Genomic DNA, 23,368 nt, shown 5'->3' with positions numbered 1-23,368 from the left:
GCGGGGACGCCGGCGAAGCTCAGCTCGCGGCGCCGCTGCGCAGTTCTTCCACCAGGGCGATGTAGCTTTCCATCGCGGCGTCGCGGGTGGTGCCCTTGAGGGCTTCCCACGCTTCGAACTTGTAGCGGCCGACGAAATCGGTCATGCCCGGCTTGTCGCCGTGGGCGTCGCCTTCGCTGCCTTGCTTGAACAGCGCGTACAGGCGCAGCAGCGTCATGTTGCTGGGCCGCTCGCTCAGTTGCTTGACGTCGGTCTGGGCCTGTTCGAAGCGGGCTTGCAGGTCACTCATGGGGTCTCCTGGAGAGGGCGGGGAAAAGAATGGCCCGATGATAGTCCCCAATCCGGCACGCAGGCCTGCCAAAAAACCGAGGAAGGACTCGATTTGGGGCGCCACCGGCTACAATCGCGCCATGTCTTGGATTCTTGCTGTCGAAACTTCCACCGAGTGGTGTTCTGTTGCACTGGGCCGTGCCACGGCCGATGGCGCGGTCGAGTCATGGTCTCGCCATGACCATACCGGCGCGCGGTCTTCCGCACGCGTGCTGCCCGCGGCCGGTGAACTCCTGGCCGAAGCCGGCATTGCGCTGGCCGACTGTGCAGCCATTGCATTTGGCGCTGGCCCGGGCTCGTTCACTGGCCTGCGTACCGCCTGCGGCGTGGCCCAGGGACTGGCCTTCGGCGCCGGGTTGCCGGTCATTCCGGTCAATACGCTGATGGCATGCGCGGAAAGCGCCCGCGGCGCCACGCCTGCACTGCCGGCTGAGGTGTCCGTGCTGGTCGCGCTGGATGCGCGCATGGATGAAGCCTATTCCGCCGCCTTCCGCTGGGACGCCGCCGCGCGCGAATGGGCAACAGAGACGCGGATGCAGGTGGGTCCCCCGGAAACCGTGCCCTTGCCCGCCGGCGAATTCTGGGTGGCCGGCAACGCCGGCACGGTCTTTGGCGAACGGTTGGCCGGGCTGGCGCGTGCCACGCGTGTGCTGCCCGAGGCCATGCCCCACGCGCAGCCGCTGGTGGCCATCGCGCTGCGGGCCCTGGCGCGCGGCGAGGCGATCGATGCCGCGCTGGCCATGCCGATCTACCTGCGCGACAAGGTCGCCCAGACCATCGAGGAGCGCGAAGCGGCTGCTGCTGCCAAGGCCGCCGCGCAGGCGGCCGGCGGGAGCCAGTCGTGAGCGTGACCTACAGCCCGGATACAGCCGTGTCGTCGGCGTGGCCCGATATTCCGGTCATGCCTGTGCTGGCCGACGGCTGGGCGCTTGCCCGCATGTCCGCGCTGGACCTGCGGGCGGTGGCGGAGATCGAATCCCGCGCCTACAGCCATCCCTGGACGCGCGGCAATTTCGAGAACTCCATCAAGGCGGGCCATATGGGCCTGACCCTGCGCGATCCGTCCGGCACGCTCGTGGCGTATGCCGTGCTGATGCCCGTGGTCGACGAGATGCATCTGCTCAACATCACCGTGGATCCGCACCGGCAGCGGCAGGGGCTCGGTCGCCTGATGCTGGCGGTGACGCTGGCGACATCGCAGACGCACCACCTGCATACGATGCTGCTGGAAGTGCGGCCTTCCAATACCGGAGCGCTGGCGCTTTACCTCGAGGCAGGCTTCGTCGAGATCGGCCGGCGCAAAGGTTACTATCCCGCGTCCGGCAACGTGCGTGAAGACGCGCTGGTGCTGCGCCGGACCTGGCCCGGCAACGAGGACGCAGCATGAGCCGCCGCGCACAGTTCCTGGAGGTCCTTGGCATTCCCACGGAGTGGGTGCCGCGCAAGCCGGTGGGCGCGCCGCAGGAGGCCGCTGCGCAACCTGACCGCTCAGCCACCCTGCAGGCCGGACCCGAGGCGCAAGCCGAACCCCTGCAGGCGCCTGAGCCCGGGGAAGTCAGTTCGGCCGTGGTCATGGAGTCGGTGCCGGACTTTGAAGAGGCCGCTCTCGCTTTCGTAGCCGAGCCCGCGCGCACCGCTGCCGTTCCCGACCGCGAGCTTGAGATCGCAGCCATGGCGTGGCCCGTGCTCGATGCCGCCGTGGCGGCGTGCACGGCTTGCGGCCTGTGCGAGACGCGCACCCGTACCGTGTTCGGCGTTGGCGATCGCCAGGCGGAGTGGATGCTGATCGGCGAGGCGCCCGGCGAGAACGAAGACCTTCAGGGCGAGCCGTTCGTCGGCCAGGCCGGCAAGCTGCTGGACAATATGCTGGGGTCGCTGGGCCTCGCGCGCGGTCGCAATGTCTTCATCGCCAACGTGCTCAAGTGCCGTCCGCCGGGCAACCGCAACCCGGAAGCGGCCGAGGTCGTGCAGTGCGAGCCGTTCCTGAAGCGGCAGATTGCGCTGGTGCGGCCCAAGGTCATTGTCGTACTGGGCCGCTTTGCGGCGCAGTCGCTGCTGCGCACCACCACGCCGATCGGCAAGCTGCGCGGCACGGTCCACAGCTACGAGGGGATTCCCGTGGTGGTGACCTACCATCCCGCCTACCTGCTGCGCACGCTGACCGACAAGGCGCGCGCGTGGGAGGACCTGTGCCTGGCCCGCGAGATACACGACCGTGCGGGAGCTCAGGCCTGACCTTTCGCTGAGCCACGGCGGCAACGGCGTGCATGCGCCGCCGGCGCCGTTGTGGCAACAGGCGCTGTCGCAACGCACGCGCGACCTGGCCTGGTGCAGCTTGTCGCCGACCTTGCTACAAGGCCTGCCCGCCGCCGGTGACAGCGGCGCGCGACTGGCGCGCTGGCCCGCTGGCACCCAGGCTGCCTGGGAGCACTGGCTGGGCCAGGCAGACCCCGCTGGCCTTCCCGCCACCATTGCCGAACTTGCCAACGGCATTACCGATGCCTTGCCCGAAGAGCCCGGCCGCGCCCGCAGCCTGCGCCTTGGGCGTCATGCCGAACGCCTGCTGCAGTTCGCGCTGCGCCATGCGCAGGGGCTGGAATTGCTGGCGGCAAACGTACCGGTCAGGCGCGCGCATGGGCACGGCATCCAGACCCTTGGCGAACTCGACTTCGTCTGGCGGGACCAGGGCAGCGGCGAGGTGGTGCATTGGGAAATGGCCGCCAAGTTCTACCTGATGGCCGATGCCGATGACACGCAAGCGTTGGGGCTGCGCGGGTTTGTCGGGCCGAACCTCGTCGACAGGCTCGGCGACAAGCTCGACCATATCGTCCACCGGCAACTGCCACTGGCCAGGACCGCGGAGGCGCGCGGGTTGCTGGGCAGGGCGGTCGACCGCAGCGAGGTCTATCTGCTGGGGTGGCTGTTCTATCGCGACGGCCTGGTGCCCGAGGGGCTGGACCGCCTGGGCATTGCGGGCAACCACCTGCACGGCTGGTGGTCCACGCTCGACGACTGGTATGCGCGCGCCGGCCAGGCGGCTGGCACGCGCTGGTGCCGGTTGTCGCGCTCGGGCTGGTTGTCCGGCGCGCTGCTGGAAGAGGGCGAGACCGAAGCGGCGGACGCCCTGCGCGAGGCGCTGGCCGAGCGCTTTGCCGATCCGCATCCCGACCACGGCTGGCGCCGCGAGTCACCGATCATGCTGTGCGAGATGGAACCGGCCGGCGCGCAGGCGCCGGGCTGCTGGCGCGAGCGCTCGCGCGGGTTCGTGGTGCCGGATGGATGGCCGCAGCGGGCCCGCGCCCGTGCGGCCATTGCCGCGACTGCCGGGTAGATCCCGGCCGGCGCCGCCTTTGGCGCCGGCGAGGCAATCAGTGGTGCTTGTCCTCGCCGATCATGGCGAGCGAGTTGAAGGTGCGTACGTTGTACTTGTGCACCCGCATGACCAGCGCCATGGTGATGCAGATGAACAGGCCCAGCGCGACGATCACCAGCCCGATTGGCGCGTTCACCTTGATCAGCAGCGCGTACAGGCAGAGCATCAGTAGCACGGAGACGTTCTCATTGAAGTTCTGCACGGCGATGGAGTGACCGGCCGAGAGCAGCACGTGGCCGCGGTGCTGCAGCAGCGCGTTCATCGGCACCACGAAGTAGCCCGACATGGCGCCGACCACCATCAGGAACACGTAGGCGATGGCCATGTACAGCGGCATATGCAGCCCCAGCACGTCCACCGTGATCTGCGGCATGGCGTCCTTGGTGTAGAACGCCATCAGCATCACGGTGGCGCCCATGGCCACGCCAAAGGGCAGCACCGACAGCGACTTGCGCAACGGAATGCGCGCTGCCGCCATGATGGCGCCGACAGCCACGCCCACGGCGACCACGGCCTGCAGCAGGGCGCCCTGCGACAGGTTCAGGCCCAGCGATTTTTCCGCCCACTTCAGCACGATGAACTGCAGGGTGGCGCCCACGCCCCAGAACAGCGTGGTCACGGCCAGCGAGATCTGGCCGAGCTTGTCGCGCCACAGCGCGACGAAGCAGTCGCCGAACTCCGCGATCAGCTTGATCGGGTTCTTTTCCTGTTGCGGGTAGCGTGCGCCGGTATCGGGAATGAACAGGTTGAAGATGGCGGCGATCACGTAAAACAGCATGATCACGACCATCGCCGCTTCGGCCGGCGTGTTGATGCCCGTGTCGATGTAAGGGATATCAAAGCGCAGCAGGAGCTGCGAAATGTGCACCGAAATCAGCGCGCCGCCCACCACGGTGCCCAGGATGATCGAGCCCACGGTCAGTCCTTCGATCCAGCCGTTGGCCATCACCAGCTTTTCGGGGGGCAGCAGCTCGGTCAGGATGCCGTACTTGGCCGGCGAGTACGCGGCCGCGCCGAAGCCCACGATGCCGTAGGCGAGCAGGGGGTGCAGGCCGAACATCATGATGGCGCAGCCCGCTATCTTGATGGCGTTGGTGATGAGCATCACCCGGCCCTTGGGCATGGAGTCGGCGAAGGCGCCGACGAACGCGGCCAGGATGACGTAGGAGAGAACGAAGAACAGCTTGAGCAGCGGAGTCATCCACTGCGGGGAATGCAACTCGGTGAGAAGGGCAATGGCGGCGATCAGCAGCGCGTTATCGGCCAGCGACGAAAAAAACTGCGCGGCCATGATGGTGTAAAAACCCTTCTTCATGCTTTCGACTTTGTCTCCAGCGCGTCCGTCGTGCGCTCTGGGAAGGGCTACGCCCACCGGCGTTGCCATGGTTGGTTGCAGGGGACCCTGGGCTGCGGCCGCGTCGAATTGTGTCTCATACGCCGCGCGTGAGCGCTGCGCCGCTTGCCTGACCGTCATTGACATATTGCTTCGCGTTTAGAACATGGCCTGAGCGTCCGGCTTTATATCACGAAAACACGACAATCCTGAATCCGCAAAGGCGCCAGTTTGACAGCGCAGACGCTCCGCGATTCCCCGGGAATTGCGGGTGGGCGCTCGCGAGTGTGTTCAAATAACGGATACGCATCGCTAGCCGAATACCGGGTCTTCCCTGATCTGGTGCATGACCATGCCGGACATGACGCCCGACTCACACTGCGCGTCTGGAAGGATGCTTCCAGCGGCAGCGATGCATGCCTTGCGAGATGTCACTTCATGCCAAGACCGATTCACGCCGTCATCCACCAACCCGCCATTGCCAACAACCTGGAAATCGCGCGCCGTCACGCGCCGAACTCGCGCGTCTGGGCCGTGGTCAAGGCCAACGCCTACGGCCATGGACTGCGCCGCGTCTTTGCCGGCCTGCGCGCGGCCGATGGTTTCGGGCTGCTGGACCTGAATGAGGCCGTGCAACTGCGCGACCTCGGGTGGCAGGGCCCGATCCTGCTGCTGGAGGGCTTTTTCCAGCCCCAGGATGTGCCGCTGCTGGAACAATACCGGCTTACCACCGCGATCCATTGCGAGGATCAGCTCCGGATGCTGGAGAGCGCGCGGCCGAAGGGCCCGCTTGCGATCCAGCTCAAGCTCAACACCGGCATGAACCGCCTGGGCTTCCAGCCCGCGCAGTACCGCGCCGCGTGGGAACGCGCCCGTGCGATGCCGTGCGTGGGCAGCATCGTCCATATGACACATTTCTCGGATGCCGACAGCGCGCGCGGCATCGCCCACCAAGTCGCGGCCTTCGATGCCGCCACCGCGAACCTGCCGGGCGAGGCCAGCCTGTCGAACTCGGCCGCGGTGCTGTGGCATCCGGAGGTCCACCGTGCGTGGGTTCGGCCCGGAATCATCCTGTATGGGGCCTCGCCCACCGGCCGCGAGGCCGACATTGCCGGGGTTGGCCTGCAGCCGGCCATGTCGCTGCACAGCGAATTGATTGCCGTGCAGGACCTGCAACCCGGCGATACGGTCGGCTACGGCTCCATGTTCACCGCCGACCGGCCGATGCGCATCGGCGTGGTGGCCTGCGGCTACGCGGACGGGTACCCGCGCCACGCCGTTGGCTGGGGCGAGAACCGCGCGCCGGTGCTGGTCGATGGCGTGCGCACCGAACTGATCGGCCGCGTTTCCATGGATATGATCTGTGTGGACCTGGGGCCGTGCCCGAAAGCCAGGATCGGCAGCCCGGTCACGCTGTGGGGCCAGGGCCTGCCGATCGACGATGTCGCCGGGGCCAGCGGCACGGTCGGCTACGAGCTGATGTGCGCGCTGGCGCCGCGCGTGCCGGCCACCGTGGCGACCATCACCGCGTCGGACAGCGCGTCGCCCCTCCTGGCCTGATCCCGGCAAGGATCGACCTGTCCTGACGGCCGGCCGCCCACGGATGGCCGGCCGTGGCGTTTCCGGCACTCACCCTCAAGGATCTTCCGTTGGCCAAGACCAAGACCGTCTACACCTGTACCGAATGCGGCGGCACCGTGCCGCGCTGGGCCGGCCAGTGCCCGCACTGCAACCAATGGAACACGCTGGTCGAGACCGTGTCGGAGGGCAGCACGGCGGGCAAGCGCTTCCAGCCACTGGCGGCATCGGCCACGGTGCTCAAGCTTTCCGAGATCGATGCCGCGGACGTGCCGCGCTTTTCGAGCGGGATCGACGAATTCGACCGCGTGCTCGGTGGCGGGCTCGTCGCGGGCGGGGTGGTGCTGATCGGCGGCGATCCGGGCATCGGCAAGTCGACGCTGCTGCTGCAGGCGCTTGCGAACCTGGCTGCACAGCGGCGCGTGCTCTATGTGAGCGGCGAAGAGTCCGGCGCACAGATCGCGCTGCGCGCGCAGCGCCTGGGGGTGGAGAGTCCGACGCTGGGCTTGCTCGCCGAAATCCAGCTCGAGAAGATCCAGGCCACGCTGGAGGCGGAAAAGCCCGATGTGGCCGTGATCGACTCGATCCAGACGCTTTATTCCGAAGCCCTGACCTCGGCGCCGGGCTCGGTCGCGCAGGTGCGCGAATGCGCGGCGCAACTGACGCGCATTGCCAAGAGCAGCGGCACCACCATCATCCTGGTCGGCCACGTGACCAAGGAGGGCAACCTCGCCGGTCCGCGCGTGCTCGAGCACATCGTCGATACGGTGTTGTATTTCGAGGGCGATACGCATTCCTCGCACCGGTTGATCCGCGCATTCAAGAATCGTTTCGGCGCCGTCAACGAACTTGGCGTGTTCGCCATGACGGAGCGCGGCCTGCGCGGCATCAGCAACCCGTCGGCGCTGTTCCTGTCGCAGCATGAAGAGACCGTGCCGGGCTCCTGCGTGCTGGTGACGCAGGAGGGCACGCGCCCGCTGCTGGTGGAGGTGCAGGCGCTGGTCGATACCGCCAACGTGCCCAACCCGCGCCGCCTGGCCGTGGGCCTGGAGCAGAACCGGCTGGCGATGCTGCTGGCCGTGCTGCACCGGCACGCGGGCATTGCGTGCTTTGACCAGGACGTGTTCCTGAATGCGGTGGGCGGCGTGAAGATCACCGAGCCCGCGGCGGACCTGGCCGTGCTGCTGTCGATCCATTCGTCGATGCGCAACAAGCCGCTTCCGCGTGGCCTGGTGGTATTCGGCGAAGTGGGCCTGGCCGGCGAAATCCGTCCCAGCCCGCGCGGGCAGGAGCGGCTGAAGGAAGCCGCGAAGCTCGGCTTCACGCTGGCGGTGATTCCCAAGGCCAACGCGCCCAAGCAGAAGATCGACGGGCTTGACGTGATCGCCGTTGAACGCATCGAGCAGGCGATCGATCGCGTGCGCCATCTCGACTGACCGATGGCCGATCTGATAAACCGCGCGCCTGTGCCTGCGCCAATGGCGCGACGCCGACTATGCGCCGTTTGCTGCGTTGAACGCCGATGCCGAGGTGATGCGCTACTTTCCCGCGCTGCTGACCCGCGCGGAGAGCGACGGGCTGGCGGCGCGCTGCCGCGAGAAGATCGGACTCGTTGGGCTGGGGCTTCTGGGCTTGCGAGCGCAAGGCGGACGGCGCCTTCATCGGCTTTGTCGGGCTCAACGTCCCCGCGGCGACCTTGCCATTTTCGCCCTGCGTGGAGATTGGCTGGCGCCTGGCGCGCGACGCATGGGGGCAGGGCTTCGCCACCGAGGGCGCGCGTGCGGCGCTGGCGGTGGGGTTTGAACAGATTGGCCAGGAAGAGATCGTTTCATTCACGGCGTTGGCCAACCAGCGCTCGCGCGCGGTCATGGAACGTCTGGGCATGCATGAGGAAGCGATCCCGTTCGAACACCCTGCGCTGCCTGAGGGGCATCCGCTACGGCTCCATCGCCTTTTCCGCCTGTCGCGTGACAAGTGGGAAGCCGGGGTGCAGCGTTCCAGCTGAGGCCATGGGCATCCCTGCGGCAATCCGCCACATGGCACGAGCCGGCGATTCGCGCGTCCGCCAAAGAGGACATTTCGCAAAATCGGTAATAATGCCGACCAACAGCCGGAGCGGCCCCGCGCCGGCAACCTGGCCACAGAGATCCCGATCCATCCACCGTTTATGCAAGCCAATTCCCGCGCCTATTTCCTGCTGATTGCCATCATCTCGTTCGGGATGGTTGGCTTTGCGCTCTACCTGCAGTTCGAGAAGGGGTACCAGCCTTGCCCGCTGTGCATCATGCAGCGGTTCGCCTTTATCGGCATCGGCCTGTTCTCGCTGCTCGCGGCCATTGCGCAGAACACGCGTTCGCTGTGGCAGGGGCTGGGCATGCTGTCCGGCGTCGGCGGCATTGCCGTGGCCGTGTACCACGTGTCGCTGCTGCTGAACCCCAAGGCGAGCTGCGGCATCGACCCGCTCGAAAACTGGGTCAATGCCTTGCCGACCGCCAAGGTGCTGCCGCAGGTGTTTTATTCCGATGGCCTGTGCACTGCGCCGCTGCCGCCGGTGCTGGGCCTGTCGGTGCCGGCCTGGTCACTGATCTGGCTGTTCATCCTGACGCTGACGCTGGCGGTCGGGTTGATCCGGCGCGAGAAAAATTTCCGCTGAGGGAAAACAAAAAAACCGGCGCATCAGGCGCCGGTTTTTCTTTCTACCCACGACCTTCGATAAGGTCGTGGCAAGGGAGGGGACTAAAACCCTTCACACAATCTGCTCGATCTGCTCCTGCAGTTCCAGCCATTTCTCTTCCAGTGTTTCCAGCTCGCCATTGACTTCGCCCTGGCGCTTGAGCATTTCCATCAGCCTGGACTTGTTGGCCTCGGCATAGCTGGTCTCGTCGGCCATGAACTGGTCGATCTCTGCCTTGGCGGTCTGCAGCACCGCCATGCGCTTCTCCACCTTTTCCAGTTCCTTGGTGAGAGGCTTGCGCAGTTGCGCGAGGCGTTGTCGTTCGTCGGCTTCGGCACGGCGCTGGTCCTTGCGGTTGACCCCCGCTGACGCACCGCCCGATTCCGCCTGGTGAGCGGCCACGGCGGCATTGCGTTTGGCTGCGGCTTGCTGGAGCAGCCAGTCGCGGTAGTCGTCCAAATCGCCGTCGAACGGCTTGATGGTGCCGTCGGCGACCAGCATGAACTGGTCGGCGGTGGCGCGCAGCAGGTGCCGGTCGTGCGAGACCAGGATCAGCGTGCCTTCGAACTGCGCCAGCGCCATGGTCAGCGCTTCACGCGTGTCGAGGTCCAGGTGGTTGGTCGGCTCGTCGAGCAGCAGCAGGTTGGGCTTCTGCCAGACGATCAGCGAGAGCGCCAGCCGGGCCTTCTCGCCGCCCGAGAACGGCTCGATCGGCGCGGTCGCCATGTCGCCACGGAAGTTGAAGCTGCCGAGGAAGTCGCGCAGCTCTTGCTCGCGCGTGTCCGGCGCCAGCCGGGCCAGGTGCTGCAGCGGCGAGTCGTGATCGCGCAGCGTTTCGAGTTGATGCTGGGCGAAGTAGCCGATCTGAAGCCCTTTGCCAAGGCGCAGATTGCCAGTCAGCGGATCCTGGGTGCCCGCCAGGGTCTTGACCAGTGTCGACTTGCCCTGGCCGTTGGCGCCGAGCAGGCCGATGCGCTGGCCGTTCTGGATCGACAGCGCCAATTTGTGCAGGATGGTCACCGGCGGATCGGCCTCGGCATAGCCGCAGTCGACGCCATCCAGCACCATCATAGGATTCGGGGCCGCATCGGGTTCGCGGAACTCGAACGCGAAGCCGGCCGCGACGTGGACCGGCGCCAGCCGCTCCATCTTTTCAAGCGCCTTCACGCGGCTTTGCGCCTGGCGCGCCTTGGTGGCCTTGGCCTTGAAGCGCGTGATGAACGATTCGAGGTGCGCGATTTCCTTCTGCTGGCGCACATAGGCCGATTGCTGCTGCGCCATCTGCTGCAGGCGCAGGGTCTCGAACAGCGTGTAGTTGCCGCCGTAGCGGCGCAGCTGCTGGTTCTCGATATGGACCGTGACATTGCAGATCGCGTCCAGGAATTCGCGGTCGTGCGAAATCATGACCAGGGTGCCCGGGTAGCGCGCCAGCCAGTCTTCGAGCCAGACGATGGCGTCCAGATCCAGGTGGTTGGTTGGTTCGTCGAGCAGCAGCAGGTCGGACGGGCACATCAGCGCCTGCGCCAGGTTCAGGCGCATGCGCCAGCCGCCCGAGAACGATGACACCGGCTGCGACACCTGCGCCAGCGTGAAACCCAGGCCCAGCAGCAGCGCTTCGGCACGGGCCGGCGCGGTGTAGCCGTCGGCATCGGCAAAGCCGGCATGGGCCTCGGCCTCCGCGCTGCCGTCGCCGACCGCTTGCGCTTCGGCGATGGCCGCTTCGATCTCGCGCAGGCGTGTGTCGCCGTCGATCACATAGTCCACCGCGCTGCGGGCCACAGCCGGCGTTTCCTGCGCCACGTGGGCAATGCGCCACTGCGCCGGGACGGACAGGTCGCCGCCATCCGGATGCAGCTCGCCGCGCAGCATCGCGAACAGGGTGGACTTGCCGCTGCCATTGGCGCCGACAAGGCCCACACGCTCGCCCGGATTGAGCGTCACGCTGGTGTGGTCGAACAGCACCTTGGTGCCGCGCTGGAGGACAAGCTGGTCGATTCGGATCACGAGGAAGGCAGGAACGTCGGTAACGGGGCAAACGGCGGAAAGCGGCGCGAAAGCGCGAGGCAGCCCGGCATAGGCGCTGGCCGGCATTGTAGCGTTTCCAGCAGGCACCCCCCGTGCGGATAGCGGCGAAGCCTAGGGATTACCCTCGAACAATGAAATCTCTATTTTCTTGTTTTGCGTCTGCGTGTAAATTAATTTTCATTGCAGACTTGTGACTGATGCCTGATTTTCCACATCGGCCTATGCCCGACACCATGCCGGATGGCACCTCGATCTCCGAACGTATTGCACGCAGCCTGCCTGCGCTGACGCCCGCACATCAACGCATGGCCGAGTACGTGCTCGCCAATCCGTTCCGCGCGGCGACCATGCGCATCGACGAGTTTGCGGCCGCGGTACAGGTGTCGGTCGCCACGGCCAACCGCTTTGCGCGTGCGCTGGGGTTTGACGGCTATCCGCAGTTCCGCGCGGAACTGGTGCGCGGATTCGAGGCGACGCTGGCACCTGTGGAGCGCCTGCGCTCGGAACTGGAGCGGCCGTCCACGGCTGCGGAAGCCTTCGCCGCATCGCTGGACGATGCCGCGGCCAACCTCGAGGCCACGCGCCGGGCATTGGACGCGGATGCCTGCGAACGCGCGGTTTCCGCGATTCTTGCCGCGGATCGTGTCTATATCGCCGGCTTCGGTGCCAGCGGTTATCTGTCAGGCCTGCTGCAGCACGGGCTGGAAATGCATTGCCGCGTGGTGACTTCCGTTGCGGGTGCGGGCGGCGCATCGCACGCGGCGCGCCAGCTGTTCAAGCTGAGCCCGGCCGATCTCGTGATTGCCATTGCCTTTCCGCGCTATGTGTCCGACACGGTAGTACTGGCCCAGCGCGCCAAGGCACGCGGGGCGCAACTGCTCGCGCTGACCGACGGCCCGACGTCGCCGCTGGCGCCGATCGCCGATATCGCGCTCTACGCGCAGGCCGCCAACCGGCTGTCCGCCAATTCCGACGCCACCGTGCTGGCCCTGATCGAAGCGCTGTGCGGCGCCGTGGCGCACCGGGCCGAGCGCCCGGTCAAGGCCGCTGCCGAAATGACCGAATTCCTCCTGCCCTGGCTGTACGGCGCCCATGCCGGCAATACCGGTAGCGCGGCCAGCACGCCGGCAGCGCAGCCCTTGTCGCAAGCCGGCGGCGAAGGCGAGCCCGGTGCCGTGCGCCGCAACTCTTCCAAGCATCTCAAAGCGTAGCCTCCCATGAACCAAGCAGTCATTGCCATCCACGGCGGCGCCGGCACCATCACGCGCAACGCCATGGACCCCGCCCGCGAACGCGAATACACCGAGGCACTCGAACACGTGCTGCTGGCCGGCCAGCGCGTGCTGGCCAGCGGCGGCACCGCCGTCGATGCGGTGACCGAAGCCGTGCGGCTGCTGGAAGAGTGCCCGCTGTTCAACGCCGGCAAGGGCGCGGTGCTGACGCATGCCGGCACCTACGAACTCGATGCCGCCATCATGGATGGCGCGACGCTCGACGCCGGCGGGGTCGCGTGCGTGACACGTCTGCGCAACCCGGTGCTGGCCGCGCGCGCGGTGATGGACCACAGCGAGCATGTGCTGTTCGCGGGAGAGGGCGCCGAAGCCTTCGCCCGGGCACATGGGCTGGAACTGGTATCGCGCGACTACTACTACACGCAAGCCCGCTACGAGCAATGGGAGCGTGCCCGCGCGGTGGAGGGCATGGCGCTGCTAGATCACGATGCCGCCACGCTGGCCGCGCGTGCGCTCTCCGGCAAGGCTGATCCGATCGATCCGGACAGCAAGTTCGGCACGGTGGGCGCCGTGGCCTGCGACAGCTTCGGCAACCTGGCCGCGGCAACGTCAACGGGCGGTGTCACCAACAAGCAGGTGGGCCGCGTCGGCGATACGCCGCTGATCGGCTCGGGCTGCTATGCCGATGACGTGGCAGCCGTTTCGGCCACGGGCACCGGTGAAATGTTCATCCGCACCGTGGCCGCGCACGATGTCGCGGCGCAAATGCGCTATGCCGGCCTGTCGCTGGAAGAATCCGCGCGCCGCGTGGTCATGGAGAAGCTGCCCGCCATTGGCGGCCGCGGCGGCCTGATCGCGGTGGACCGCGCCGGCAACGTCACGCTGCCGTTCAACACCGAAGGCATGTACCGCGGTTTTGCCCGCGCGAGTGGCCCGGTGAGCGTGTCGATCTACGGCTGACGCCCGACGCGCGCCGTTCCCTTTCAGCAATTCCCGCAGCAATCCAAGGGGTGCCAGTGGCTGAACTCTCTTCCCAAGCAAACATTGAGCTGCCGCCGCAGCGCGTGGTGTCGGTGGACGGCCTGACCGTCCGCTTTGCCACCTCGGAGCGTACCGTCGAAGCCGTGCGCAACCTGTCCTTCCACGTCGACCGTGGCGAGACGCTGGCCGTGGTCGGGGAATCCGGCTCCGGCAAGTCGGTGACCTCGCTGGCGCTGATGCGGCTGGTCGAACATGGCGGCGGCAAGATCGTGTCGGGCAGCATGGCGTTGCGCCGGCGCAGTGGCGAGATCATTGACCTGGCGCGCGCTGGGAATGCCACGCTGCGCAGCGTGCGCGGCGCGGACGTGGCGATGATCTTCCAGGAGCCGATGACTTCGCTGAACCCGGTGTTCCCGGTGGGCGAGCAGATCGCGGAATCGATCCGCCTGCACCAGGGCAAGAGCCGCTCCGCCGCGCGCGCCGAGGCGCTGCGCATGCTGGAACTCGTGCGCATTCCGGAAGCGAAGCGCGTGCTGGACCGCTTCCCGCACCAGTTGTCCGGTGGCATGCGACAGCGCGTGATGATCGCCATGGCACTGTCGTGCAAGCCCGCATTGCTGATTGCCGATGAGCCGACCACCGCGCTGGACGTGACCATCCAGGCCGAGATCCTGCAACTGATCCGCGGCCTGCAGGCGGAGATGCATATGGGCGTGGTGTTCATCACGCACGACATGGGCGTGGTGGCCGAAGTGGCCGACCGCGTGCTGGTGATGTACCGCGGCGAAAAAGTGGAAGAGGGCGGTTCGGACGAAGTGTTCCGCGCCCCGGCACACCCCTATACGCGTGCGCTGCTGTCGGCCGTGCCGCGGCTTGGCGCCATGGAGGGCACCGATTTGCCGGCCAAGTTCCCGCTGCTGCGGCTGGGCGATTCGGCACCGGAGCCCGAGGCGCCCCAGGACACCGTGTCCCCCGAAGCCAAGCCGATCCTGCGCGTGCGCGACCTGGTGACGCGCTTCGACGTACCGGGCGGCGTGTTCGGCCGCGTCGCGCGGCGCGTCCACGCGGTGGAGAAGGTCAGCTTCGACCTCTACCCGGGCGAGACGCTGGCGCTGGTCGGCGAATCGGGCTGCGGCAAATCGACTACCGGACGTTCGCTGCTGCGGCTGGTGGAGAGCCAGAGCGGCACCGTCGAGTTCGGCGGACAGGACATCAGCCGCATGGAGGGCGCTGCCTTGCAGCACCTGCGGCGCAATATCCAGTTCATCTTCCAGGATCCGTTCGCCTCGCTCGATCCGCGCGTGCCGATCGGTTATTCGATCATGGAGCCGCTGCTGGTGCACAAGGTGGCAAGCGGCAAGGAGGCCGAGCAGCGAGTGGCCTGGCTGCTCGAGAAGGTGGGGCTGGAAGCGGCGCATGCGGCGCGCTATCCGCACGAGTTCTCGGGCGGCCAGCGCCAGCGCATCTGCATTGCGCGCGCACTGGCGCTCAACCCGAAGGTGGTGGTGGCGGACGAGTCGGTGTCCGCGCTCGACGTGTCGATCCAGGCCCAGATCGTCAACCTGATGCTGGACCTGCAGCGCGAGCTGGGCATCGCCTTCCTGTTCATCTCGCACGATATGGCGGTGGTGGAGCGCGTGAGCCATCGCGTGGCGGTGATGTACCTGGGCCAGATCGTGGAGATCGGCCCGCGCCGCGCGATCTTCGAGAACCCGCAGCACCCGTACACGAAGAAGCTGATGGCCGCGGTGCCGATTGCCGATCCGTCGCGCCGGCATCTGCGGCGCGAACCGCTGTCGGACGAGATCCCGAGCCCGATCCGCGCGGTCGGCGACGAACCGGTGGTGCAGCCGCTGGTGCCGGTCGCCGGCAGCGTGGGAATCGGCCACTTTGTAGCCCGGCACGCCGTTGGCGGTGCCTACTGAATTATCCAAGGAGAATCAAGATGTCTGCACGGATGTTTTCGCCCAGGCTGATGGCCGGGCTGTTCACGATTGGCGCGATGGGTGCGCTGGCAGCCGCTCCGGCCTTTGCCGCCAAGGACGCGGTGATGGCCGTTGCTTCCACGTTCACCACGCTTGACCCGTACGACTCGAACGACACGCTCTCGCAGGCCGTGTCCAAGAGCTTCTACCAGGGGCTGTTTGGTCTGGACAAGGACATGAAGCTGGTCAACGTGCTGGCCGAGAGCTATGACGTCAGCAAGGATGGCCTTACCTACACCATCAAGCTCAAGAAGGGGGTCAAGTTCCACGACGGCACCGCGTTCGATGCCGCCGCGGTCAAGGCCAACCTGGATCGCGTGATCAACCCGGCCAACAAGCTCAAGCGCTACACGCTGTTCAATCGCGTGGCGAAGACCGACGTGGTGGACAGCAACACCGTGAAGATCACGCTGAAGGAGCCGTTCTCGCCCTTCATCAACGTGCTGTCCCATCCCTCGGCCGTCATGATCTCTCCGGCCGCACTGCAGAAGTATGGCAAGGACATCGCCTTCCATCCGGTCGGCACCGGCCCGTTCGAGTTCGTGGAATGGAAGCAGCCCGACCACCTGAAGGGCAAGAAATTTGCCGGTTACTGGAAGACGGGCTACCCGAAGATCGACACGATCACCTGGAAGCCGGTGGTGGACAACAACACCCGCTCGGCCGTGATGCAGACCGGCGAGGCGGACTTCGCCTTCAGCATTCCGTTCGAGCAGGCGGCAGTGCTCAAGAACAGCCCGAAGGCGGACCTGATCGCGGCGCCGTCGATCATCCAGCGCTACCTGTCGCTGAACACCATGGTCAAGCCGTTCAACGATCCCAAGGTGCGCCAGGCCATCAACTACGCCATCAACAAGGATGCGCTGGCCAAGGTGGCCTTCGCCGGCTACGCCGTGCCGGCCGAGGGCGTGGTGCCGCCGGGCGTGGATTTCGCCGAGAAGCTGGGCCCGTGGCCGTATGACCCGGCCAAGGCACGCGCGCTGCTGAAGGAAGCGGGCTACCCGAACGGCTTCGAGACCACGCTGTGGTCGGCCTACAACCACACCACCGCGCAGAAGGTGATCCAGTTCGTGCAGCAGCAACTGCAGCAGGTCGGCATCAAGGCCAGCGTGCAGGCACTGGAAGCCGGCCAGCGCGTGGAGAAGGTGGAAAGCGTGCAGAAGCCGGAAGACGCCGGCGTGCGCATCTACTACATCGGCTGGTCGTCGTCGACGGGTGAGTCCGACTGGGCGCTGCGTCCGCTGCTGGCATCGGAGTCGATGCCGCCGAAGCTGCTGAACACCGCCTACTACAAGAACGACCAGGTCGATGCCGACATCGCCGGTGCGCTGCGCACCACCGATCGGGCGGAGAAGGCGAAGCTGTACAAGGACGCCCAGGAACGCATCTGGAAGGACGCGCCGTGGGCCTTCCTGGTGACCGAGAAGGTGCTGTTCGCGCGCAGCAAGCGGCTGACTGGTGCGTATGTGATGCCCGACGGCTCGTTCAATTTCGACGAGATCGATATCAAGCAGTAAGCAGTAAGCCGAGAGTGGCCGCCTGCCCGCGTCGCGTGGGCATGGGCGGGCGGCCCGCGGCCTTTCCCTCTGAAGCGTCATGCTGAACTACTTCCTCAAACGATGCCTGGGCGTGATCCCCACACTGCTGATCGTCGCGGTGCTGGTGTTCCTGTTCGTCCACCTGCTACCCGGCGATCCGGCGCGGCTGGCGGCGGGCCCGGAGGCCGACGAAGCCACCGTCGAACTGGTGCGCAAGGACCTGGGCCTGGACAAGCCCATGCCCCAGCAGTTCGTGAACTTCTTCTCGAACGCCGTCCGCGGCGAGTTCGGGCATTCGCTGCGCACCAAGCGCCCGGTCAGTGAAGAGATCGGCGACCGCTTCATGCCGACGCTGTGGCTGACCGTTGCTTCCATGGCCTGGGCCGTCGCGTTCGGCATGGTGATCGGCATCTGCTCGGCGGTGTGGCGCAACCGCTGGCCCGACCGGCTCGGCATGACGCTGGCCGTGTCCGGCATCTCGTTCCCCGCGTTTGCGCTGGGCATGCTGCTGATGGAAGTGTTCTCCGTGCAGCTCGGCTGGCTGCCCTCGATTGGCGCCGAAAGCTGGAAGCACTACATCCTGCCATCGCTGACGCTGGGCGCCGCGGTGGCCGCGGTGATGGCGCGTTTCACGCGTGCCTCGTTCGTCGAGGTGCTGCAGGAAGATTTCGTGCGCACGGCCCGCGCCAAGGGTGTGCGCGAAACCGTGGTCGTCGCCAAGCACACGCTGCGCAACGCCATGATTCCGGTCGTGACCATGATGGGTCTGCAGTTTGGCTTCCTGCTGGGCGGCTCGATCGTGGTGGAGAAGGTCTTCAACTGGCCGGGCCTCGGGCGCCTGCTGGTCGATGCCGTGGAGATGCGCGACTACCCGGTGATCCAGGCCGAGGTGTTGCTGTTCTCGCTCGAATTTATCCTGATCAACCTGGTGGTGGACCTGCTCTACACCGTGATCAACCCAACCATCCGCTACAAGTAAGAGAGGGAGTCCGGCATGACTGAGATTTCCACGCCCGCCGCCAGCCCGGCCGCCGCGACAGCCGCGGCGCCGCAGGCCGTGCGTACGCCCTGGAGCGAGTTCTGGCGCAAATTCCGCAAGCAGCACCTGGCGCTCGGCGCCGGTGTGTTCGTGCTGCTGCTGATCGTGGTGGCGATCCTGTCGCCGCACCTGGTGCCATACGACCCCGAGAATTTCTTCGACTACGACGCGCTCAATGCCGGCCCGTCCGCGGCCCACTGGATGGGCGTCGATTCGCTCGGCCGCGATATCTTCAGCCGCATCCTGGCCGGCACGCGCATCTCGCTGGCGGCGGGCTTCCTGTCCGTCATCATCGGGGCGGTGATCGGCACCGTGCTGGGCCTGCTGGCGGGCTACTACGAAGGCTGGTGGGACCGCATCGTGATGCGTATTTCCGACGTGCTGTTCGCGTTCCCGGGCATCCTGCTGGCGATCGGCATCGTGGCGATCCTCGGCAACGGCATGGTCAACGTGATCTTCGCCGTGGCGGTCTTCAGCATTCCGGCCTTTGCACGCCTGGTGCGCGGCAATACGCTGATGCTCAAGCGGCTGACCTATATCGAGGCCGCGCGCAGCATCGGCGCATCGGACTGGACCATCCTGATGCGGCATATCCTGCCGGGCACGGTGTCGTCCATCGTGGTGTATTTCTCGATGCGCATCGGCACGTCGATCATCACCGCGGCGAGCCTCTCGTTCCTCGGGCTGGGCGCGCAGCCGCCCACGCCGGAGTGGGGCGCCATGCTCAACGAGGCGCGGGCCGACATGGTGACGGCCCCGCACGTCGCGATCTTCCCGAGCCTGGCCATTTTCCTGACGGTGCTGGCCTTCAACCTGCTCGGCGACGGCCTGCGCGACGCGCTCGATCCCAAGATCGACCGGCGCTGACGGCATGCAGAGGGAACAGGTAATGGCGCCGTTCATCGGCACGCTGCCCGCAGGCGCGCGCAACAGCATCACGGACGTGGCCGGTGTGACGGTCGGCCATTGCACGCTCGATGCCGGCGACCTGCAGACCGGCGTGACGGTGGTGCGGCCGCATAACGGCAATCCCTACTTGCAAAAGGTGCCCGCCGCCTGCGCCGTGATCAACGGCTTCGGCAAGAGCGTAGGCCTCGTGCAGGTGGAGGAACTGGGCGTGCTGGAGACGCCGGTTGCACTGACCAACACGTTCGCTGTCGGCGCGGTGGCGCAAGCGCAGATCCGCGAGGCGATCGCGGCCAATCCGGAGATCGGCCGGGCGCTGCCGACGGTCAACCCGCTGGTGTTCGAGTGCAATGACGGTTACCTGAACGATATCCAGGCCTTGGCGGTCAACGGTGGCCACTATGAGGCGGCCTGTACTGCTGCCAGCGCGGACGTTGAGGCCGGCTCGGTCGGGGCCGGGCGCGGCATGTCGGCGTTTGGCGTCAAGGGCGGCATCGGCACGGCTTCGCGGCTCGCCGGCGGCTACTGCGTCGGCGCGCTGGTGCTGGCGAACTTCGGGACGCCGGAATCTCTCGTCGTGGCAGGCCGGCATGTCGGCGGTGAACTGGCCGAACGACTTGCGGCGCCGGCGCTGGAGCCCGAGAAGGGCTCGATCATCATGATCGTGGCCACCGACGCGCCGCTGGACGCGCGCCAGTTGCGCCGGCTGGCGCTGCGTGCCGGCGCGGGTCTGGCGCGCACGGGTTCGGTGTACGGGCACGGTTCGGGCGATATCGCACTGGCGTTTTCCAGCGCGTACACCGTGCCGCACCATGCCGCCGATCCGATGCCCTGCGTGGCGCTGCTGCACGAAAGCCGCCTGGACCCACTGTTCCGCGCGGCGGCCGACAGCGTCGAGCAGGCCATCCTTCACGCACTGTGGCACGCCGTGACTGTCCGCGGCCGTGATGGCCACGTACGGCAGGCGTTACTGGACGTCATGCCCGAACTGCGCAATCCGACATGAAGCTGCTGATTTCCACCGATATCGAAGGTATTGCCGGCGTCTTCCACGCCGAACAGGCACGCCCAGGCAACGGCGAGTATGAGCGCGCCCGCGCCTGGATGACCGGCGAGGCCAATGCCGCAGTGCAGGGCGCGTTCGACGCCGGTGCCACCGAGGTGCTGGTCAATGACTCGCACGGCGGCTTCCGCAACCTGTTGCCAGACCAGATCGATCCGCGGGCACAGCTGGTTCTGGGCAAGCCGCGCTACCTCGGCATGATGGCCGGGGTGGAAACGGGCTGCGATGGCGTATTCATGATCGGCTACCACGGCCGTGCGCAAAGCCGCGGTGTCCTGGCACATACGATCAACAGCAGCGCCTTCGCGCGGGTGTGGCTGAACGGGCAGGAGTACGGCGAGGCCGGGCTCTACGCCGCGCTGGCCGGCGAGTTCGGCGTGCCGGTGCTGATGGCGAGCGGCGATGATGTGTTCATCGACGAGACCCGGCCGTTGATGCCGTGGGTGCGCTATGTGCGGACCAAATCGGCAAGCGGCTTTGGCAGCGGCAGCACGCTTGCGCCGGCGGCGGCGCGCGATGCCATCCGCGAAGCGGCCGCGCTGGCCGTGCGCGAACGGGCCACGGCCCACGCGTTCCGGATCGATGCTCCGATGAACTGCCGGCTCCAGACCCAGACGCCCGCGCACGCGGACCTGTTCTGCCAGTGGCCGGCGCTGGAGCGCGTGGATGGCGTCACGCTGGCGTTCCCGGCTGACTCGGTGCAGTCGGCCGTGCGCATGCTGAACTGCCTGTCGGCGATGTCGTTCATGCTGAAATAGCGGAACTGGCCGGTCGCGGCGCGATCAGCGACAATAGCCGGTTCGGCGCGGCCAGGTCTGTTGACCCGCCGGGCTGTCTTTACCCGCTATACCGCTATACCGCCATTCCGCAGACTCATGACCCAGGCACAGCACGGGGGCTGGATTCCCGTACGCAAGGACTTCGTCGACCTCGACACGCGCTGCCATGCGCGCGGCACGGGGCGGCACCATGGCTTTCCCGATGGCCGGGCCTACATCCTGCGTGATGCGCAGGGCCACGAGTACCCGTTCGGTGAAGCCTGCGCCAGGGCCGCCTTGCTCCATCCCACCCTGCTCGCGCAAGTGCCGGACTATACCGAGCGCGACATGGTGCGCCAGGCGGAGGCGCTGGATGCATCGCTCGCCGTTGCCAGCGTCCCGCGCCGCCGGCCCACCGTCGCGCAGCGCGACGCCGCGCAACGCCTGGCGGCCATCCGCTACCTGGTGCTGCGCATGGAAAAGGTCGCGGCCGTGCCGCGAGTCCAGCCGACGGTGCGCTTTGCGCCACTGCAGGATGTCTATGAGCAGTTCCAGCGTACCGGCGACATGAGCCGGGCCCAGGTGGCCCGCATTCTCGCCATCGAGAAGAGCCCCACCACGCCGCCGCGCCTCAAGGCCACCAACTTGCTGGATGTCTACACCGCCCACGTCAAGCTGGAACGGCTGATCGCGGCCTCCAACCGGCTCGACAACATCCGCTTCCTGCGCGGCCTGCATGACTGGCTGGCACGCCAGCTCGTCCTGTCGGCCGCGCAGATCGCCGCCGCGGGCCTCGAAATGCACCCGCAGGCATTCAGTTCGCCCGGGATCTGGGGGCCGGACGACGCCCGGCCTGGCGAGAGCGGGCAGCTTTTCTGACGCACTGCACGTAGGCAAGGCCAGGCGATTTGGCGTCTAATGCCAGCATCTCCGTTCGCGAGGGGCAGTCGCCATGGGCCAGGTATCGGGATGCTTTGCCACCAGTTATGCCGAGGCGCGGCAGAAATTCCTGGCCGCTGCGCGTGCCGCCGGCGCAACACTAGCCGAGTTTCCCCATCCGACCCGGCGCGGCAGCGCCGGGGAGGACCTTGCCATGGATGTCGCGTGGGTCGGGCCCGCCGACGCTCGCCGCGTGCTGATGGTGAGTTCCGGGGTGCATGGCGTGGAAGGCTTCTGCGGCTCCGGCGCGCAGGTGGCCCTGCTGGCCGATGCGGTCCTGCTGGCGGACTGCGCCGAAGCGCGCCTCGGCCTGCTGTTCGTGCACGCCGTCAATCCCTACGGCTTTTCCCATATGCGCCGGGTCAACGAGGACAACGTCGACCTGAACCGCAATTTCATGGATTTCGCGCAACCGCTGCCGGTCAACGCGCCGTATGCGGAGATTGCGCCAATGCTGGTGCCCGCGCACTGGCCGCCGTCGGGCGCGGAGCAGGCCCAGTTCATGAAGGCCGTGGCGGAAAGAGGCATGGCGTGGTACCAGACCGCGGTCAGCGGCGGCCAGTACCAGGACCCTCGCGGCCTGTTCTATGGCGGCAACAAGGAAACGTGGAGCAACTACACGCTGCGGCGCGTGCTGGCGCGCTTTGGCAGCGGGCGCAGCAGCCTGCGCTGGATCGACATCCACACCGGCCTGGGGCCATGGGGCTATGGCGAACCCATCTGCATGGGAGCCGACGACGACGCGCAACTCGGGCGCACCCGCGCCATCTGGGGCAACGAGGTGACGTCGATCTATGACGGGTCGTCCAGTTCGGCCCGGCTGACCGGGCTGGCCTGGCAGGCGGTAGCCAGCACACTGCCCGATGTCGACTATGCGGGGATCGCGCTGGAGTTCGGCACGCTGCCGGTTGCCGAGGTTCTTGACGCGCTACGCGGCGACCAGTGGCTCCATCTCCATCCGGAAGCCGACGAAAACCAGCGCACGCTGGTCAGGCAAGCCATGTGGCGCGCTTTTTATGGCGATACCGACGACTGGCGCGAGGGCGTGGTCGAGCAGGTGACAGAGGCGATCCGCAAGGCCATGCGCGCGCGGTAGCCGCCCAATCACGGCGCGGGGTGCGGAAACCCCTTGCAGGATATTCCACTATGTAAGCCGCTTCTGCGTGTCGCTGGGCAGCTCGTTGAAGCGCGAAGCGTAGTAGGCGGCAAAGCGGCCAAGGTGGCCGAAGCCAAGTGCCAGCGCAGTTTCGGTGATGCTGGCGCTGGGGTCAAGCATTAGACGGGTGCGCACCGCGTCCAGGCGGATATTGCGCAGCAGCTCCATCGGCGAGATGCCATGGTGATGGTGGCAAACGGCATTCAGCGTGCGGAAGCTCATGCCGGCGGCGCGCCCCAGGTCCTCGAGCGAGACCGGTGCGCAAAGGTGGGACTCGATGTAGGCCATCACGGCGTCCATTTGCCGCATCCTTCGGCTGGCCGCCGTGGCTTCCTCTTGCCCCGGCCCCGAAGCAGGCTCCAGCGGCAAGGGCAGGGTGGCGGTTCTCACGGGCTGGTGCAAGAGCAGAAACAGGGCCAGGCTTCGTTCCAGATGATCGACCCAATGGATCGCGCGAG

General features: G+C 66.9%; 21 protein-coding genes and 1 pseudogene. 18 read left to right on the top strand and 4 right to left on the bottom strand.

Annotation, left to right across the window (positions count from 1 at the left end):
• Positions 1-19: 19 nt before the first annotated feature.
• A complete protein-coding gene (locus tag AC3FKG_RS15650; RefSeq protein WP_483708314.1) occupies positions 20-289 on the bottom strand; it encodes an acyl-CoA-binding protein in 270 nt (89 codons plus the stop codon).
• A gap of 121 nt (positions 290-410) precedes the next feature.
• On the opposite strand from AC3FKG_RS15650, the gene tsaB reads away from it, so the two are divergent.
• Genes tsaB through AC3FKG_RS15630 form a run of 4 tightly spaced genes read left to right on the top strand, consistent with a single transcriptional unit; the run spans position 411 to position 3,661 of the window.
• On the top strand, positions 411-1,175 hold the full coding sequence (gene tsaB, locus AC3FKG_RS15645) for a tRNA (adenosine(37)-N6)-threonylcarbamoyltransferase complex dimerization subunit type 1 TsaB (protein WP_483708313.1): 765 nt from the start codon (positions 411-413) through the stop codon (positions 1,173-1,175).
• A 56-nt stretch (positions 1,176-1,231) separates the two neighbouring features.
• Positions 1,232-1,717 carry a ribosomal protein S18-alanine N-acetyltransferase gene (rimI, locus tag AC3FKG_RS15640; RefSeq protein ID WP_483711498.1) on the top strand — a complete coding sequence of 162 codons (486 nt, stop codon included), beginning with the start codon at positions 1,232-1,234 and terminating at the stop codon, positions 1,715-1,717.
• Positions 1,714-2,565 carry a uracil-DNA glycosylase gene (locus AC3FKG_RS15635; protein ID WP_483708311.1) on the top strand — a complete coding sequence of 284 codons (852 nt, stop codon included), beginning with the start codon at positions 1,714-1,716 and terminating at the stop codon, positions 2,563-2,565. The genes rimI and AC3FKG_RS15635 overlap by 4 nt, the downstream gene beginning before the upstream one ends.
• Entirely contained in the window at positions 2,546-3,661 is a 1,116-nt protein-coding gene (locus AC3FKG_RS15630; protein ID WP_483708310.1) for a DUF1853 family protein, read from the top strand. Before AC3FKG_RS15635 ends, AC3FKG_RS15630 begins: the two co-directional genes overlap by 20 nt.
• 37 nt (positions 3,662-3,698) lie before the next feature.
• On the opposite strand, the gene lplT is transcribed toward AC3FKG_RS15630, so the two are convergent.
• Complete coding sequence (gene lplT, locus AC3FKG_RS15625) at positions 3,699-5,018, bottom strand: lysophospholipid transporter LplT (RefSeq protein ID WP_483708309.1); 1,320 nt, start codon at positions 5,016-5,018, stop codon at positions 3,699-3,701.
• A gap of 456 nt (positions 5,019-5,474) precedes the next feature.
• Between lplT and alr the strand changes: the two genes are divergently transcribed.
• The 4 genes and pseudogenes from alr (at position 5,475) to AC3FKG_RS15605 (ending at position 9,267) form a co-directional block, all read left to right on the top strand.
• Positions 5,475-6,596, top strand: coding sequence for an alanine racemase (alr, locus tag AC3FKG_RS15620; RefSeq protein WP_483708308.1), 1,122 nt, complete (start codon positions 5,475-5,477; stop codon positions 6,594-6,596).
• An 89-nt stretch (positions 6,597-6,685) separates the two neighbouring features.
• The gene (radA, locus tag AC3FKG_RS15615) at positions 6,686-8,050 is read left to right on the top strand and encodes a DNA repair protein RadA (protein ID WP_483708307.1); all 1,365 of its coding nucleotides are present in this window, start codon (positions 6,686-6,688) and stop codon (positions 8,048-8,050) included.
• Positions 8,051-8,078: 28 nt separating this feature from the next.
• A pseudogene (locus AC3FKG_RS15610) lies at positions 8,079-8,619 on the top strand (GNAT family N-acetyltransferase).
• A 162-nt stretch (positions 8,620-8,781) separates the two neighbouring features.
• Positions 8,782-9,267, top strand: coding sequence for a disulfide bond formation protein B (locus tag AC3FKG_RS15605; RefSeq protein WP_483708305.1), 486 nt, complete (start codon positions 8,782-8,784; stop codon positions 9,265-9,267).
• A gap of 93 nt (positions 9,268-9,360) precedes the next feature.
• Here AC3FKG_RS15605 and AC3FKG_RS15600 read toward each other — a convergent pair whose 3' ends face one another.
• On the bottom strand, positions 9,361-11,292 hold the full coding sequence (locus tag AC3FKG_RS15600; RefSeq protein WP_483711497.1) for an ATP-binding cassette domain-containing protein: 1,932 nt from the start codon (positions 11,290-11,292) through the stop codon (positions 9,361-9,363).
• 254 nt (positions 11,293-11,546) lie between these two features.
• Here AC3FKG_RS15600 and AC3FKG_RS15595 point away from each other — a divergent pair, with 254 nt between their 5' ends.
• From AC3FKG_RS15595 to AC3FKG_RS15550, 10 genes are all read left to right on the top strand, one after another.
• A complete protein-coding gene (locus AC3FKG_RS15595) occupies positions 11,547-12,524 on the top strand; it encodes a MurR/RpiR family transcriptional regulator (protein WP_483711496.1) in 978 nt (325 codons plus the stop codon).
• A gap of 6 nt (positions 12,525-12,530) precedes the next feature.
• The gene (locus AC3FKG_RS15590; RefSeq protein ID WP_488743497.1) at positions 12,531-13,505 is read left to right on the top strand and encodes an isoaspartyl peptidase/L-asparaginase family protein; all 975 of its coding nucleotides are present in this window, start codon (positions 12,531-12,533) and stop codon (positions 13,503-13,505) included.
• A 56-nt stretch (positions 13,506-13,561) separates the two neighbouring features.
• Positions 13,562-15,451 (top strand): dipeptide ABC transporter ATP-binding protein, encoded by a 1,890-nt coding sequence (locus tag AC3FKG_RS15585; RefSeq protein WP_488743496.1) that lies wholly within the window; start codon positions 13,562-13,564, stop codon positions 15,449-15,451.
• 20 nt (positions 15,452-15,471) lie between these two features.
• On the top strand, positions 15,472-17,028 hold the full coding sequence (gene gsiB, locus AC3FKG_RS15580) for a glutathione ABC transporter substrate-binding protein GsiB (protein ID WP_488743495.1): 1,557 nt from the start codon (positions 15,472-15,474) through the stop codon (positions 17,026-17,028).
• Positions 17,029-17,107: 79 nt separating this feature from the next.
• Positions 17,108-18,028, top strand: coding sequence for a glutathione ABC transporter permease GsiC (gene gsiC / locus AC3FKG_RS15575; protein WP_488743494.1), 921 nt, complete (start codon positions 17,108-17,110; stop codon positions 18,026-18,028).
• A gap of 15 nt (positions 18,029-18,043) precedes the next feature.
• Positions 18,044-18,955 (top strand): glutathione ABC transporter permease GsiD, encoded by a 912-nt coding sequence (gene gsiD / locus AC3FKG_RS15570; protein WP_488743493.1) that lies wholly within the window; start codon positions 18,044-18,046, stop codon positions 18,953-18,955.
• Positions 18,956-18,977: 22 nt separating this feature from the next.
• Positions 18,978-20,000 carry a DmpA family aminopeptidase gene (locus AC3FKG_RS15565; RefSeq protein ID WP_488743492.1) on the top strand — a complete coding sequence of 341 codons (1,023 nt, stop codon included), beginning with the start codon at positions 18,978-18,980 and terminating at the stop codon, positions 19,998-20,000.
• The gene (locus tag AC3FKG_RS15560) at positions 19,997-20,815 is read left to right on the top strand and encodes a M55 family metallopeptidase (protein WP_488743491.1); all 819 of its coding nucleotides are present in this window, start codon (positions 19,997-19,999) and stop codon (positions 20,813-20,815) included. Before AC3FKG_RS15565 ends, AC3FKG_RS15560 begins: the two co-directional genes overlap by 4 nt.
• A gap of 117 nt (positions 20,816-20,932) precedes the next feature.
• A complete protein-coding gene (locus tag AC3FKG_RS15555) occupies positions 20,933-21,694 on the top strand; it encodes a hypothetical protein (protein ID WP_488743490.1) in 762 nt (253 codons plus the stop codon).
• A gap of 73 nt (positions 21,695-21,767) precedes the next feature.
• Positions 21,768-22,850 (top strand): M14 family metallopeptidase, encoded by a 1,083-nt coding sequence (locus AC3FKG_RS15550; protein ID WP_488743489.1) that lies wholly within the window; start codon positions 21,768-21,770, stop codon positions 22,848-22,850.
• A gap of 48 nt (positions 22,851-22,898) precedes the next feature.
• On the opposite strand, the gene AC3FKG_RS15545 is transcribed toward AC3FKG_RS15550, so the two are convergent.
• On the bottom strand, positions 22,899-23,210 hold the full coding sequence (locus AC3FKG_RS15545) for a helix-turn-helix domain-containing protein (protein WP_488743488.1): 312 nt from the start codon (positions 23,208-23,210) through the stop codon (positions 22,899-22,901).
• Positions 23,211-23,368 lie beyond the last annotated feature (158 nt).

Source organism: Cupriavidus sp. 22TCCZM04-2 (assembly GCF_057798895.1).
The sequence above is the reverse complement of the archived record's forward strand: the minus strand, read 5'-3'. Positions and strand labels throughout refer to the sequence as shown.